This window comes from Sphingopyxis sp. 10G20-10, from assembly GCF_057365075.1.
Genome location: NZ_CP195117.1, coordinates 2,176,209 through 2,192,011 on the forward strand (window position 1 = coordinate 2,176,209; position 15,803 = coordinate 2,192,011).

11 protein-coding genes and 2 pseudogenes are annotated in these 15,803 nt (G+C 56.4%); 4 read left to right on the forward strand and 9 right to left on the reverse strand.

The features are described 5' to 3' along the window. Positions 1 to 15: 15 nt before the first annotated feature. From ACR3XE_RS10630 to ACR3XE_RS10640, 3 genes and pseudogenes are all read left to right on the forward strand, one after another. Entirely contained in the window at positions 16 to 951 is a 936-nt protein-coding gene (locus ACR3XE_RS10630) for a LysR family transcriptional regulator (RefSeq protein WP_473700201.1), read from the forward strand. A gap of 131 nt (positions 952 to 1,082) precedes the next feature. Further along, positions 1,083 to 1,321 (forward strand): annotated as a pseudogene (locus tag ACR3XE_RS10635) (transposase); the annotation flags it as partial. 228 nt (positions 1,322 to 1,549) lie between these two features. Further along, positions 1,550 to 1,819 (forward strand): hypothetical protein, encoded by a 270-nt coding sequence (locus ACR3XE_RS10640; RefSeq protein WP_473700388.1) that lies wholly within the window; start codon positions 1,550 to 1,552, stop codon positions 1,817 to 1,819. On the opposite strand, the pseudogene ACR3XE_RS10645 reads toward ACR3XE_RS10640, so the two are convergent. From ACR3XE_RS10645 to ACR3XE_RS10680, 8 genes and pseudogenes are all read right to left on the reverse strand, one after another. After that, positions 1,750 to 2,336 (reverse strand): annotated as a pseudogene (locus ACR3XE_RS10645) (transposase); the annotation flags it as partial. The gene ACR3XE_RS10640 and the pseudogene ACR3XE_RS10645 sit on opposite strands and share 70 nt — an antisense overlap. A 58-nt stretch (positions 2,337 to 2,394) precedes the next feature. After that, positions 2,395 to 3,420 (reverse strand): Rieske 2Fe-2S domain-containing protein, encoded by a 1,026-nt coding sequence (locus tag ACR3XE_RS10650; RefSeq protein WP_473700200.1) that lies wholly within the window; start codon positions 3,418 to 3,420, stop codon positions 2,395 to 2,397. A 19-nt stretch (positions 3,421 to 3,439) separates the two neighbouring features. Further along, positions 3,440 to 4,438: an MBL fold metallo-hydrolase gene (locus tag ACR3XE_RS10655; protein ID WP_486185719.1), complete on the reverse strand. Its 999-nt coding sequence runs from the start codon at positions 4,436 to 4,438 to the stop codon at positions 3,440 to 3,442. A gap of 138 nt (positions 4,439 to 4,576) precedes the next feature. Further along, positions 4,577 to 7,042: a TonB-dependent receptor gene (locus ACR3XE_RS10660; RefSeq protein ID WP_486185720.1), complete on the reverse strand. Its 2,466-nt coding sequence runs from the start codon at positions 7,040 to 7,042 to the stop codon at positions 4,577 to 4,579. Positions 7,043 to 7,132: 90 nt separating this feature from the next. Then, positions 7,133 to 8,629: an aldehyde dehydrogenase family protein gene (locus tag ACR3XE_RS10665; protein ID WP_473700197.1), complete on the reverse strand. Its 1,497-nt coding sequence runs from the start codon at positions 8,627 to 8,629 to the stop codon at positions 7,133 to 7,135. Beyond that, the gene (locus ACR3XE_RS10670; protein ID WP_473700196.1) at positions 8,626 to 9,372 is read right to left on the reverse strand and encodes an SDR family NAD(P)-dependent oxidoreductase; all 747 of its coding nucleotides are present in this window, start codon (positions 9,370 to 9,372) and stop codon (positions 8,626 to 8,628) included. The genes ACR3XE_RS10665 and ACR3XE_RS10670 overlap by 4 nt, the downstream gene beginning before the upstream one ends. A gap of 2 nt (positions 9,373 to 9,374) precedes the next feature. Beyond that, positions 9,375 to 11,585 (reverse strand): hydantoinase B/oxoprolinase family protein, encoded by a 2,211-nt coding sequence (locus ACR3XE_RS10675; protein WP_486185721.1) that lies wholly within the window; start codon positions 11,583 to 11,585, stop codon positions 9,375 to 9,377. Continuing rightward, positions 11,585 to 13,690: a hydantoinase/oxoprolinase family protein gene (locus ACR3XE_RS10680; protein WP_473700194.1), complete on the reverse strand. Its 2,106-nt coding sequence runs from the start codon at positions 13,688 to 13,690 to the stop codon at positions 11,585 to 11,587. Before ACR3XE_RS10680 ends, ACR3XE_RS10675 begins: the two co-directional genes overlap by 1 nt. Before the next feature lie 149 nt (positions 13,691 to 13,839). On the opposite strand from ACR3XE_RS10680, the gene ACR3XE_RS10685 reads away from it, so the two are divergent. Further along, positions 13,840 to 14,847, forward strand: a complete 1,008-nt coding sequence (locus tag ACR3XE_RS10685; RefSeq protein ID WP_473700193.1) for a LysR family transcriptional regulator — start codon at positions 13,840 to 13,842, stop codon at positions 14,845 to 14,847. 14 nt (positions 14,848 to 14,861) lie between these two features. Here the strand turns inward: ACR3XE_RS10685 and ACR3XE_RS10690 are convergent, their stop codons facing one another. Beyond that, complete coding sequence (locus ACR3XE_RS10690) at positions 14,862 to 15,764, reverse strand: LysR family transcriptional regulator (protein ID WP_473700192.1); 903 nt, start codon at positions 15,762 to 15,764, stop codon at positions 14,862 to 14,864. Positions 15,765 to 15,803: the final 39 nt, after the last annotated feature.

Below are 15,803 nucleotides of genomic sequence, written 5' to 3' on the forward strand. Positions count from 1 at the left end.
CTTAGGCGCATAACCATGGATATGCGGCAATTACGGTATTTCTTGGCTCTCGCCGACGAACTAAGCTTCACCAGGGCGGCTGCGCGCTGCCATGTGTCGCAGCCGCCGCTAAGCCGCGCCATTCGACAGCTTGAAGAAGAACTCGAGGTAAAGCTGTTCGTCCGGGACACCCATCATGTCCGGTTGACTGCCGCGGGCGCGAGTCTTGCAAAAGATGCTGCACGTATCTCCACGTTGCTGGATGAAGCGTCTGAGCGGGCCCGAAAGGTGGCACGCGGATTGCGCGGCACCTTGACCCTCGGATTTGGCGGGTCGACAGTTTATTCCTTCTGGCCCGAACTCATTCGTGGTTTCACTGAAGAAGCTCCGGATGTGCAACTGGTCTTTCGCGCCATGTCGGTGCTCGAACAGATTGAGGCGTTGCGCGAGTCGCGTATTGATGTCGGACTGGTTCGCCTTCCAGTGCTCGACGAACTGGTTGAAACCGAACCCGTCTATCAAGAGCCGCTAGCCGTCGCGCTGCCAGCGGACCATGGGCTGCTCGCGACGTCGGGCGCCATCGCGATACATGACCTCGCTGCGTCACCCTTTGTCGCCTATGAGTCGCGACGCGGCTTCAATTTTCAGGCCGACCTCCATGCCTTGTGCCGATTTGCCCAGTTCGAGCCCCAGATCCTTCACCAGGCTCCGTCGACTGAAGCTGTGGTTGGAATCGTCGCATGCGGTCGTGGCGTAGCGATCGTCCCTGCTTCAGCAGAACGGCTGCGGATGCGCGGCGTATCCTTTCGCCCGCTCGATGGAAAAAATATCCCGTCTCAGCTGACAAGAGTGTCTTTCGGATTGGCGTGGCGGCACGACTTCGCGTCGCCGGTCACCGAAGAATTTGTCTCCTTTGTCCGATCGCTCATCGCCGAAGACAAGATTAAGTCCCAACTCGCACCGCGGCCTTAGCCACCCATATTCGTCATCACAGTGCAAGGCTGCAAGTAGCAACCCCAGTGTTTCGATCATGATATATGGACTTGTAACGGTTTTGCGCTGGTCACTTGAGAGTTTAACACTCGATCAAGGAGACCGACGAGATGAAGAAGCATACAGAAGAGTACAAACGCGAGGCTGTGCGGATTGCTCTGACCAGTGGATTGTCGCGGCGACGTGTGGCGTCTGATCTGGGTGTCGGCCTGTCGACGTTGGGCAAGTGGGTGTCGCAGTATCGGCCAGCTGATTTAGCGGCTGCGCTAGCCAAGCAGATTTGGCCCGCGAGAATGAACGGCTTCGCCTGGAGAACCGGATCCTCAAGGAGGAGAGGGATATCCTAAAAAACCATCTCCGGCATAGCCCGCCTGTGCGCGGTAGAAACGGGTTGTGGTATGAAGGCGCCATGGAGGGTCGCGGCCGATGGCTTATTGGTGGTGTGATACCCCGTTAAAAAACGTGGCCTGTGGGCATATGCGCACTTGAGAGTGGTGACGTCGCAGTGCGGCGATCCCGGTTAGGAAGATGACGATTAGCATTGCCCATACCCTCCTATGCTGAAGGAGGAAGTGGAATGACACGAGCAAAATCTGGCAGCGTAGATGCGTTTTCCATGGTCAACTCTGGTGCCGCCGCAATCGATATCGGTTCCACCATGCATATGGCGGCCATAAATCCGAATGCCGATGATAATCCGGTGCGGGAATTTGGTACGTTTACCGGCGACCTGCACGCCATGTCACGCTGGTTCTTCGACAGGGCAAGCGCCGGAGCAGGTGCTCTGGTCCCCACGGCCCTCCTGCGGCTGCGCCGCCGCCTGACTGCCAAGCCTTCCTCACGATAAATGCGCTGGGTCTTCTTGCGGTTGATCATCACGCCCTCCTGGCGGAGCAGGATGTGCAGACGGCGATAGCCAAACCGGCGACGCTGGTTGGCCAGTTCGCGTAGCTTCTCTCTGAGCTCGGCATCATCGTCCCGCGTGGAACGGTATCGCACACTCGTGCGATCGGCATCGATGACACGGCACGCCCGCCGTACGCTCATCCCGTGGCAGGCCTGGAGATGAGCTACAGCTTCCCTCATAGCGGCGGGCGTTAGAACTTTTTTGCCAGACGATCCTTCAACGCAACATTGTCCAGCATCGTATCGGCCAGCAGCCGCTTGAGCTTAGCGTTCTCGCCCTCAAGCTCCCTCAGCCGTCGGGCCTCGGACACCTCCAGCCCGCCATACTTGGCCTTCCAGTTGTAGATCGTCGCTTCCGACACGCCGTGCCGACGAACAAGGTCAGCGGTCTTCACGCCCGCCTCGGACTCCTTCAACACGCCAATGATCTGCTCTTCGCTAAACCTTGTTCTCTTCATCTCGTCCGTCCTTCTATCAGGGCCGGACTCTAATCGAACTTGGAGGAAAATCAGGGGGTCATGTCACGGCCTTTGCAAGATTTTCTTCCGCTACAATCATCTTCTGGAGGAAGCGGCGCACCAGAACGGCGCCGGCATCGATGCGTAGCAGAAGCGGTTCCAAGTCGAACAAATCTATGTCACCCATTTCTCTGTGGACCGCTTCGATCATGGGCGCATCCTCTTCGTCGAACGCGGCTGCAAACAACCTGCTGATCTCCTGCATGTCGAGATGGTTATCTTTCGGCATGCCTGCGTTCCAGAAATAATGGGTGCTGTCGTCTGACTTAGGTGTCAGAATATGGACGGAGGGTTGGTAAAGTCCGTTTTCGCGAGACTGACCGGGATGAGTGGCACCGACATGCAAGAGCATGGACGCGGGCGCATCCCAGCGTATGTCCAGCCAATGGTCGACGCGGCCCGTATTTTCCGGCCACCACAATTGAATCGCGGCTGTAGGTGGAACGTCGGGCGCCCACCAGTCGGAATGAATCGATCTGCCTTCCTGACGGACACTATGCTTTCCATTGCGCAATACGCCGCCAAAGGCAGGATGCAGAAATTCGACATGCGACAGGTCCATAAGATTATCGGTTATCAGCTCATAATAGGCTTTTACCTGTGATAGCCCGTCAACCGTCTTGAATTCGGGATTGGAGAGATATGTGAATCGCGGAACAAGTGCCGGATCGGCATGCTCGGGATCGCCCGGCCAAAACCAGATTATCGTGTCTTGCTCAATTACCGGATAAGCCTGGGCCTTAATCGCACTCGACGCGGTGCGCGGAAAAAAGCCATCGACACACTGTCCTGAACGATCAAAAATCAACCCGTGATATCCACATTGGACACCGTCACCAACCCTTTTGCCACGCGACAGCGGAGCGAAACGGTGCGGGCAACGATCACGCATCGCCACCACCTCGCCATCCGATGTTCGATAGAGCAACACGGGCGTGTTTAGGAGACGCCGGGTCAGCATCGACTCCCCAAGCTCGCTTGCCCATGCCGCCATGTACCAAGCATTTTTGGGATATTGCCTCATCGTTCAGCTCCTAAGATGATTAGAACTGCTCAAGGTCATTTGCTGCAATGACAGGGCCGCTATATCGGCTCTTTACCCCATCCAGATAAAAGGACATATCCGGCCCTTCTGGACCGACAAAATGTGTCAAAATGACTTTTTTGACGCCCGCACGAGTGGCGATATCTCCCACCTCTTCCGGCGACAGATGTTCCAATTCCATATGTTTAGCCAGCGGGCTTAGATCGGTGTTGATTTCGTCCCCCCACACTTTCACTTGCTTGTTAATCGCAGCAATATCGATCACCTCGCTAACAAGCACATCTGCACCGCGAGCCAGCGCCTCAAGAGCCGCACTTGGACCAGTGTCACCGGTAAAGACCACGACGCGGTCAGGGGTCTCAAACCTATATGAGTAAGACCGTGTCGCAATCTTCGCTCGCTCCTTCGCAGTCAAAGTAATATAATGTGTATTCTCAACAGCCAAAACGCGAAGATGATCGTCGCGATAGACCTCTGTTGGTCCTTGGTTGTTAATCTCGCGTGCCACAAACAAGGAAGACAAAGGGGGGTATTGCGGGAGAGAAGGCGCAAGCGTTCGCTCGGGTCGCTCAAGATAAGCTAGAGCGCCGCGCAAGATATCCTTTGTACCGGTAGGTCCCAAAATCGTCACTGTTGAACGACGCCGATTGATCGAGTCAAAGGCCATGAACGGCGCGATGCCGGACGTGTGATCAAAATGCAGATGGGTAATAAACGCAGTATTGATCTCAGCCGGACGATACCCTGCCCTGACAATCTGTCCGGTCACATTAGCGCCCATATCTATCAAGTAAGGCTGCCCGTCGACGACCAAAAGATTAGCGGGTTGTGAGCGAGTTTTTCGCGCTATGGGTCCGCCCGCGGTCCCCAAAATAATGATTTTCGTACGCGTAACGGCATCACCATTGGCCGTTTCTGGTTGCGCTGCGACAGAACCAGGCAGCATGCCCGCAATCAGGAGCAAAATTGGAATAATTGCGTATCGACGCCAAATCATAAATTTCTACTCCAGATTGCAAGGGACATGTCTGCGCTCAACCTTTGGAATGACACCCGGATCGATCGGATCATGTTTCCAACATTTGTTTTCAGGCGATTGAGACTTCCAAATGAAGCCTTCCGTCCGGACAGTTCGTCAATATTTGTAACCGACGGACAATGTCCACCAACGGGGAGAGCCGAGCTGCATCTGCGTTCCTCCGGTAAGCGCTGTTTGATCGAAGCCAATCCCAAAATAGCGCTTGTCAAAGATGTTCGCGATACGGCCCGAGACACGCCAGCGATCATCGGCATCGCTCCAGCTTATATTGCCGTTCGCAAGCAGATAGCTATCTACTTTGTTTGAATTGAAGTTACGAATATTGTTATAGAAATTTGAAGTGTAGGTGCCGTCTACACCAAATTGCAAACGCCCGCCCATGACATCCCATTGCGGCCTATATTCGAGACTGGCACTGACTTGCTGGTTTGGAGCATAGGCGGGCCGAACATCACGAAACAGGCCAGGTGCGATCTCGATATCCTTGACTTTGGCATGCATCAGCGAGGCACCAATGGTCGCGGTAAGCGTATCTGTGGGCCTAGCGGTGATTTCCAGATCTACGCCGTAGTTTTTCGCCTTCTTATTCTGAACAAAACCGCCAGCGCTGACAAATGTAAACGCCTGATAGTTATGGTAATCATAGTAGAAAACTGAACCATTTATGGTCAGCCCGCGATTGAGGGTCGTCACCTTGAAGCCGCCCTCGATGGTGACCAATTCTTCCGGCTTATAGGGGATCTGGTCCGTCGGAAGGACGGGCGGCAAAATGAGGGCATTATAGCTTCCTGCCTTCACCCCCCGGTTGATGCCGAGATAGAGAAGCATCGATCTGGTCGGTCGAAATTCGATCTGCGCCTTGCCAGCCCACATCTTCATCGTGCGCTTGTCGTCGAAAGGAGGCTGCAGCGTGAAGAGCTCCGTTGCACCGTCCACATGGAAGTTGTCGTCATTCTGCGCTGCAATAGAACGGAAGTGATAAGTTTGCTTCTCGCGAATCCCGCGCGCGCCCAGAATTAAGGTCAATCGCGGTGCGAGATCATATTCAACCTGGGCAAAGATCGAATAGGATTGCGTCTTCAGTTGAAGATTGTTGGAAATGTCAACGCCAGGCCCGTCAAGACCAAAACGGGCGGCGAGGAAAGAGCCTGATGGCCCCCCAAGTCCTCGCGTCGATGTCGCGTCAATGTCGAGAAAATAGGCCCCGGTTGTCCATCGGAAGTCGTCGCTACTTCCACTCAGCCGCAACTCCTGCGCAATGCTCTCGTTGCGCGCGCGCGTCTGGAAGGCACCGACATTAACAGGTGACGCTTCGAGATCGACAAACAGCTGCTTCTTGTTGAGCTTATAATCCGTAATCGATGCCAATGTGACACCGCCTCCCAGATCATAATCGACATGCATGGCTGCGTCATAATCTGAGAAGCTGTTGATGTCGGCGCCTGTGAAGTCGAGCGACGTTGCCAGACCGGTTATTTTGCGGCCATCATAGCCAAAAAAGTCAGAGCCCGGCGCGCGGATTCCAGATGCGGGCGCAAATAGAAACGCCCCCGGCATGCTGTTGCCGACATTGCTGCCATCAGGATTTATCGCGACCCTTGTTTCCGTCGGCGAAGCAAAATCTGTCTGGATAACACGCCCTTGAGCGTCGATCGTTGCAATCGTCGGTCGTTCGACAACCGGCGCGCCATTTGTCTTCTGGCGGGCATAGCTGGCGCTAAACCTGATTTTCAATCGGCTGCTAGGCTCGATTTGCAATTGCCCGCGAAACGCCAGCGAGTTGTCGTTCCACAAATCATGGCAGCAGGGGCTAAGATTTCCGGACGCGCTTGTGGGCGAACCGGCCGCAAGACCTCCGGTCGGCGCCCTGTTTTCGAAGATATTGTCATGACGCCGGAACAAACCTGACAAGCGGAATGAAACGCCTTCGGCAATGGGTCCACCAACTCCGCCTTCGATCTTGACCATGTTGAAGCGGCCATAATCCAAATTAAGATCTGCCGTGAAATCGTCGGTCGGCTTTTTCACGACAAATTGCACCAAGCCGCCAGTTGCATTTCGTCCGAACAGGGTGCCTTGCGGGCCTTTGAGAATTTCGACACGCTCCAGATCATAAGCGGCAAGCGTTTGCCCCTGCTGGGACGGGATGTAGGTTTCGTCGGAATAGACCGCGACAGGAGCCTCGATGGCGTCATTGAAGTCGCTTTGCGTCACCCCGCGAATACTAAACTGACTGCTCTGCCCCCCTGCACTACCGGAGACAAACACGCCTGGCGTGATACGCCCAAGTTCGGCGCTGTTTGAAATGCCTCTGGTGATGAGCGTATCCGCACTATAGGCAGATATTGCGATGCCGATATCCTGTACCGACTGAGCGCGCCGCTGCGCGGTTACGACAATGTCACCATCGGAGGCGGGGCTGCTCGATTGCTGAGATGACGGCGCCACACCACTTTCCTCGCTCGATGGCACCAGATTGTCTGTCGTCGATTGCGCATGCGCGCCGCTGGCCAGCATCAAAGCTGCCACTCCCGATACACCGGTCAATAAAAAAGGTTTCATCTATCCCTCCATCCAATTATTATTATTACAATAAGTCCATGATAACTTATAATTTTAGATATATTTGAGCTTTGCTATGAATATATTTTCTCACAACATGATGTTGACTACCTTAAGTTCCGTATAACTTAAAAGTTCATCGACACCTTCTTCACGACCAACGCCGCTATTCTTCATTCCGCCAAATGGAACGCCTAGGAAATGTCGGCTGCATCCATTGATCCAAACATGGCCGGCACGAACCCGTCGGGCCATTGTGATCGCTGCCTTGATATCGCGGGTCCAGATTGCAGCAGTCAGGCCAAATTCAGTGCTGTCCGCGAGATCCGCGACTTCGTCCACCGAGCTCCAGCGGCTGATAGACAGAATCGGCCCGAAGACCTCCTCGCGCCACAGCCGCATAGTGGGTGTGACGTCGGCAAAGACTGTAGGTCGCAACCAGAAGCCGCTTACGAATTCAGGGCCCTGCGGTCGCTCTCCACCGGCCACCAATCGGGCACCTTCTCTATTGGCGTCGGCAATGAAGCCCAACGCCTTGTCATATTGCACCTTGGAATTGAGCGGCCCCATCCCGGTTTCGGGATCTTGTGGATCGCCTAGCCGGAGACCATCAACGAGCGTCGCGACGCGCGATACGACTGCGTCATACAAATCGTCATGCACCAATAACCGGCTGGTTGATCCACAAGACTGTCCCTGCCACGAGAAATTCATGCCGGCCATTGCTGCCTTAGCAATTTCGTCGGGATCATTGTCAGCAAAGACAATCATGGGGTTTTTGCCGCCGAGTTCGAGGGTCACATGCTTAACCCCGCTCTCCGCTGCTGCACGTTGTATGGCCTGGCCGGTGGGAACTGACCCGATAAAGGCAATGCGCTTGACGCCGGAATGCCGCACCAGGGCATCTCCCACGATCCGGCCTGCGCCCGTCAATATGTTGAACACGCCAGGAGGCAATGTCTGCTGCGCGATCTCGGCCAAAATCATAGCTGACAGGGGGCTGGTTTCGGGTGGCTTTACGATGACCGCATTTCCCGCCGCCAACGCAGCAGCTGTTCGCGCAACTGCGAACATCAGCGGATGATTGAACGGGACGATCCGGACCACAACCCCATAGGGCTCGCGCACGGTAATATGCAGATTTTCAGACGTGGCCGGGATCGTCTCTCCCTTGAGTTCATGAGCAATGCCAGCATAATATTCCAGGCTATCGATGGCGACACCGACATCCCCGCGCATGGGCGTTATGGTGTTGCCGGTATCGGCCACCTCGACCCTCAGAATTTCGTCGGCGCGTGCCGCAATCGCATCGCCAAATGCGCGCATCGCTCTACCTCGTTCTAACGGAGTGAGGCGAGACCAAGCCGGCCAGGCTGCCTCCGCAGCTGAGACGGCGCGATCGACATCGCCACGCGTGGCAGCCGGTGTGCGACCGATGACTTGTTCGTTCGCGGGATTGATGGAATCATCATAAACACCGCTTTCTGACGCAACCAGCTCACCGCCGATCAGCATATGGTCAAGCGTCGTGACATAGCCGGTATCCTGCGTCATCTGATCGCGTGTTCTCGTGTTTACCAGGGTCATATGTGCATCATCCCGCCATCTACATTGACCGTCTGACCGGTCATGAACTGGCTATCATCATGGAGGAGGAACGCGACAACGGATGCGATGTCTTCGGGCGTGCCCACCCGTTTGAGGCTTTGCGCTGCGACCAGTTGTTCGCGCTGCTGAGCCGTAACGGACTCGCGCGGCACTTCTGTAAGAATCGGACCGGGCGTTAGGGCATTCACGCGGATACCGAATATTCCCAATTCACGCGCCATGGCGCGGCTCAGCCCAATAACGCCGGCCTTGGAGCCGACATAATGAGCGTAATTCTGCCTTCCCATCATCACGGTGCTAGACGACATATTGACTATGCTCGCGCGCTCGGCCTCGCGTAACCTCGGCAGCGCCGCCCGGGCCATCTGCCACACGCCTTTCAGATTAACAGCCATGACCGCATCCCATTCTTCTTCAGGGATTTCCCAAAAGGGGCGCATGGACAAAGTCGAGAAGATCGCTGCATTGTTCACAAGACCTGTCACACCGCCAAAGGCGTCGGCAGTCGCGGCGACCGCCATGGCGCATTGCTCCGCATTTGTGACATCGCAGGTAGCGAAGATTGCCTGTCCGCCGTTCGCTATAATTTCCTTCGCGACTGCTTCAGCCTTGGCCGTATTGGTATCAACGATACAAACGTCTGTACCCCGTTCGGCGATGGTAAGCGCAAGTCGACGGCCAATTCCCTGTCCGCCGCCCGTTACTATGACCTTTTGGTTCATGATCATTCTACTCCGGATTCGGTCGCGCCGTGCGACTGTGCCGACAACTGCATAGTGGCGAGCGAGGGCTGATCTTTACGCACAACTTCAACCTCCAGCAGAGCGCCGCTGGCTGGGCAGATATGCTCACGGATTTCCAGATCCTCATGCAGACGGATGAGCGGGCCAAAGGCACCGGCCGCAACGATGCGCACATGCGCCTGCAACTTCCAGTCGTCCGTCGCCGGCCCCAGATCATGACCCGCGATACTACGGAAACGTCCGGCCTCGACATGCAGGTCGGGAATCAGGCTGGCCGCATCCTCGTCCGGCATGTCCATCGTAGGCGCACGTCCCAATCTGTCTGTGCGGATTGCCAGCCGTCTCGCTAAGGTAGCGGCCTCATCAACCGAGCCATCGACGATGATAACGCCATAATCGCGCGCTGCCGCCTCGACACTCACAAGCTTCCTGCGGCAATCATCCGATACACGGGCCGGATCACGACGAATGGGATCGCCATAGCCCCCTCCGCCCTGAAAGCTGTAACCGATCACGTCGCCGCTATTGATCGTCAGATGACCGGGCTTGGCACCCAGATCCTCTATGCCTTGCGCTTCGAGTTTCTCCAGACCAGGGGCGGAAGCGACCATGCTTTGCAAGTCCCCGAGGCCGCGGCGCAAAAAATTGCGTCCGCATGATCCGGGCAACCCACCAAATTGACCAACTGAATTGGGGACTTCTATGCCGTGCCCCAACATCATCGCAGCGAGGCCGTCGACATCGTGCGGCGTCACCGCCAAGACGGAACCGACACCGCCGCGCATACGTCCGGGCCCGCCGCTGTCTGGCTGGAACTCGCGAAACAGGTATAACATCGGGCCCGATGCCTCATTCGCCTCGACATTGGCGATTGCGGGACGCGGCACGACATAGTCGCCCGATCCGTCCAACCCGTCATGATCTATGAACGCGCCACCGCCACCCGCTGTTAAATCGAGCAAGAAGGTGCCAAATGGAGATCCGTCGCGGTCCTCACCAGCCAAAGTCAGCACCGTCATATGCCCCTTGGTCACGCCCTGGCCTTCACCGACGGTATCGCTTGAACAGGAGACAAGACGCGATAGCGCTGCAACCGCTACATTCTGGACGACCCAGGCCGCCGACACCGTCCCGGCTGATGTCGGCGCCGGGAATGTCGCGTTGCAAATCGACCCTTCTGGCGCATCGATGGTCACAGGACGCATCACGCCCTCGTTCCAGCGGATTTTGGGCGCTAAGATCGGCAGCAAACCGGTCAATACGGCACCGCGCAGTCCGGACATGGTGCAGTTGATGAAGCCGGGCGCCTGCGGCGATGTGCCTGTGAAATCAAAGCTTAATGTGTCGCCTTTTTTCTCGACCGTCACGCAGATTTCATAAAGGACATTGCTGTGCCCGTCATGTTCCAGATAGTCGCGCGCTCGAAACACCCCGTCTGGCAGCGTCAGCAGCGTTTCGCGTAACTGCCGCTCGGACGCGTCAATTTCCTTGCGCATGATCGCCTCGACCGTTGCCGTATTGTATCGAGCCATCAGCTCCGACAAGCGTCGCGTGGCGACATTATTGGCAGCGATCATGGCCTTGAGGTCCAGACCCAGCATGTCAGGAAGCCGGGTCATGCCCATGATCATTTGCCACAAATCTTCGCGAAGGACCCCGCCCTCGACCAGCTTGATACCGGGGAGCAGCATGGCTTCTTGATGTATTGTGGTCGCGCCGATGCCCCAGCTTCCAAAGTTCATGCCGCCCATGTCGAGCTGATGCGCACAAGACCCTGCCCAGGCAACATGGCGTCCTTCGACGAAAACCGGTGCCACGATGGAGACGTCAGGCTGGTGGATTGCCCCGCGATAGGGGTCATTCAGGATGAACATGTCACCCGGGCAGATGCCGGGATTATCGGAAAAGTCCCGGATGATCGACCGGATCACGCTTGACATGGTACCGGTGTGAAACAGCACCTGCGGACCCATAGTGACGATCGAGCCATCCGCCAGATACAGGCCGTTGTTGAAATCGGTTGCCTCGGTCACGACAGGCGAACCCGAGGCACATTTCAGGGTCGTCGCCTGTTCCTCAGTGATCGCCTGCAACTTGTTGCGGACAACCTCAAAGGTGATGGTATCGATCGCGCCAGGATCGGTCGAGGCCGAGGACTTCTCTGAAGCGCCCAGCTTGTTCGGGCTCGCCATTATTCCGCTCCTTGGGTTTCGATGATGATGTTGCTCGCTTGATCCAGATGGGCGATCTGCCCGGCCGCAATGAACAAGGATGTCTCGCTATGCTCTACGATGGCGGGGCCCGTTATCTGGAACCCGACAGGAATGCTGTGCCAGTCATAGATAGCTGCATCGGCCCATCGATTGAGCGTCGGTTCAAAAATTGGACGACTACGCGTCACTGGCTTCGCCGTTGCGCTGGCATGACGAATAGCAGGGCGCCGGGTACGCCCGATCGCCTCGACACGCAGATTGGTCACTTCGATCCCGGCCTGCGCAAAGCCCGACCCGGGACCGAATATGCTCTCGTAGGTTGTTTCGAAATGCGCAACGAGCGCCACCAAAGCCGCTGTGCTCACCTTGCCTGGGGTTAACTCGATAGCCAGATCGTTTGTCTGGCGGCGATAGCGCATACTCACTGTGCGGACCACCTCGACATCCGCCTCGGGAATCCCTGCCCGCTTCATTGCTGCGCGGCTCGCTTCTTCTAACCGGACGAAACCCGCTTCCATCTCATCGGCGTCCAAGCCCTGGTGTAGCGGTAGTCCACCACCTCCACCGTTCATCAACAGCGACCGCTCGGCCGAATGTTTGAGGTCGGAGACCAACGCGCCATAGGCCGAATGCGCCATGCTCGTGAAGGGGACGACGATCCGTGCGACCCCGAGTTCGGCGCCAAAGCCTGCACAATGCACAGGCCCCGCGCCACCATAAGCAAACAGAACAAAATCGCGCGGATCATGGCCGCGTCCGATGGTCACTTCACGCAACGTGTCGGCCATATGGGCATCGACAATACGGCGAATGCCGGCAGCACCTTCTTCTACTGCGATACCGAGCGGTTCTGCAATATGAATGCGAATCGCTTCATAAGCGGCTTCGCGATCGAGCTTCATTTGCCCGCCAAGGAACCCATCGGGATCGATGATTCCGAGCACCACGTCGGCATCGGTCACCGTTGGTCGCGTACCACCCCGACCATAACAGGCCGGCCCCGGCCGTGCGCCAGCACTTTCAGGCCCGACGCGCAATAGGCCGCCCTCTATATGAGCGACTGAGCCTCCACCCGCGCCAATGGCGCGAATTTCTACCATTGGCGTACTGATATGATAACCACCCGCTTCATGCCTAGTCGACAGCATCGGTTTTCCATCGACAATCAGGCCGACGTCGAAACTGGTACCGCCCATGTCGGTGGTGATGACATTGGGGAAACCCAACTCGTCGGCAAGCTGCAATGACCCCATGACGCCGCCGGTGGGCCCGCTGGTGACCAGCACGACCGGGCGCTCAGCAGCTTCTGCGACGGGCATCACGCCGCCCGCGCTATTGAGTACCGAAAAAGCCCCTTTGAAGCCCCTGCCCTGCAACAGACCTTCGATCTGCTCGAGGTAGGACACCACCTTGGGCGCCAGATAGGAATTGAGAGCTGTCGTCGCCATCCGTTCATATTCACCGATGGTCGGGGCCACTTCAGACGATAGGCTGACATAGGCATCCGGCATCATCTCGGCGATGATTTCACCGATACGCTGTTCGTGGGCCGGCTGTCGAAAGGCCCAGAGCAGGCAGACGGCGACAGTTTGCACCCCTTCTGAGATAAATTCGCGGACGGCAGCGCGCACTTCTGCTTCGTCGAGCGGCAATAGGATCGTGCCTGCCTGATCAACGCGCTCAGCGAGCTCGCGGATCAAAGTGCGCGGCACAATGGGATCGGGGTATCGCCGCTGACTGTACCAGCCGAGCCTGTCGACCGGCACACCGGCAGTAAAACCCATCAGCCGCTGCAACAGCAGAGTGTCACCGAACCCGCGTGTTGTAATAAGCCCGGTACGCGCACCGTCGCGCTCGATCAGGGCATTGGTCGCCTGGGTAGTGCCGTGGCCGAATGCACTGACTTTACGGATCAGTTCGTCCGCCGAAATCCCTCGCAATTTCGCAGCGCGACCAATGGCATCAAACACTCCGTTCTGCAGTTCACCTGGCGTACTGAGAGCCTTGGTTAGGGTGACCCTACCTTCTTCGTCCAAAAGGACGAGGTCCGTGAAGGTTCCGCCGATATCGACACCTAAATACATTAGCGATTTACCTCTCCAATAAGCCGAAACCGAAATGGGGCTTCAATGCTCATCCTGCACAGTCTAAGCCTGTGTCTGTCCCCTTTTGATGCCGGAATGGCGCGACAACGACCAATATCGAGTTTGCATTAATTCATAAGATATTGCTTATGGAACGAGCAAAGGGGTATGTTATCGTTATGAACGAAAGCCAAGTTTCCGGGGAGAGCTCCGGGTCAGTCATAGGCCATCGCCTGAAGTCAGGCCAGATCACCTTGCGGAAGCTGCAGATATTCTGCAGCGTCGTGGAGTTGGGCAGCGTGACCCGTGCGGCCGAATGGATGAGTGTCGCGCAACCCGCCGTCACCGCGCATCTGCGTAGCCTGGAAGACAAGCTTGGCACCGTTCTGTTGCGGCGCAGCGGCCGCAGCCTGGTACTGACCGAAGCCGGAGAGCGGGTCTATCGCTGGGCCGGCGAAATGTTAGCGCGAAGTTTCGAAGTGGAACGCGAGCTTGGAGGATTAAGCGACGGCGCAGCAGGCAGCGCAGTGATCGCATCAACCATGGCGGCAGGATCCTATATATTGACCGATATCGTCATCGCCTTTTCTAAGCAAACGCCGGGCGCCCATGTTGTTTTACAGATATCCAATCCGCGCATTGCGCTGGACTCGGTGAGGTCCGGCGCCTGCGATTTTGCCATTATCATTCTCGACCCATCACAGGATGTCGAGGATCTCACCGTCAAGCAACTGTGGGACGAGCCATTGGCTCTCTGTGCTTCCGTGGATGACAAGCGGGTCGCTCCAGTGGTCGACAATATCCTGCTCGCAGAACTCGACTATGTGACGCCCCCCCAAGGCTTGGTGACCCGTGGCCTAGAGGATGAAATGCTGCGTGTTAACGGCATCACGCACCGCAACATTATCTTGGAGCTTGGCCATCCTGAAGCATTGAAACGCGCCGTGCGTGCAGGTGTCGGCGTCAGTTTTCTGCCGATCAGCACTGTGCAGGATGATTTCACGGCGGGACTACTTCGACGTGTCGACACCCCGGACCTCAAAAATTTCCATCTCCCGGTGTTTCTGGTTCAGAGGCGCCGAAAGATGCTTTCGCGGTTACAAATGCGGCTCCTCGACCACATCGTCGCATCGCGACCACGCGATTTTATACTCTGACCTAGGCTTTTAACTCAGCCCAAAACATGACGCTTCAAAAGTGTGTCCAACCAGTCTGCGAATACTTGAAGCCTGCGTGAGAGATGTTGACGATGTGGATAGAGCAATGTCATTGGCATCGGGGCAGCACGATACTCCTGCATCACTTCTACCAGTTCGCCTGCTTCGAGATGGACCTTAACATCGTAAGCAGGAATCTGAATCAAACCGAGCCCGGCCAGACAACATGCAATCTGCGCCTCGGCGCTGTTGACTGTCACACGCCCACGCATGGTGATCGTCCGCGTCTCACCATTCTCAAGCCATTCCCAATCCTCGACCCGGCCACTAGATGGCGATGCAAAATGGATCGCGAGATGATCTTCAAGATCTTCAATCGTTGTCGGCAGGCCATGAACTGCCAGATAAGTCGGGCTGGCCACGTTAATGAAAGAAATATCGCCAATGCCGCGCGCGATAAGGCCTGAGTCGTCCAACGAACCAACGCGCAACGCACAATCGACGCTTTCACCGACAAGATTGACCGCCCGGTCGGTGACACCAAGATTGATATGAATGTCAGGATAGCGTTCAAAAAAATCGGGTAGCGCCGGAGCGACGATCAGCCGACCTATTCGCCCCGGCACATCAATTCGAAGTATACCATTGGGTCCAACGGACGTCTGCTGAAACAGGTTTTCCGCTTCCTCGACATCTGCGATGAGACGCAGACACCGCTCATAGAACGCCGTGCCATCATGGGTGGGGGTTACCCTTCGCGTAGTGCGATGGAGTAATCGAGTACCAACACGACCTTCCAGAGATTGCACCGCTGCAGACACAGATGATCGCGGAAGACCCATCATATTGGCCGCGCCCGTAAAACTTGCGCATTCGACGACGCGGGTAAAGACACGAAAAAGATCGATTCTGTCCAATCGAGGCTCCCTCCATTGTTCGTTATTTCTGACATATGA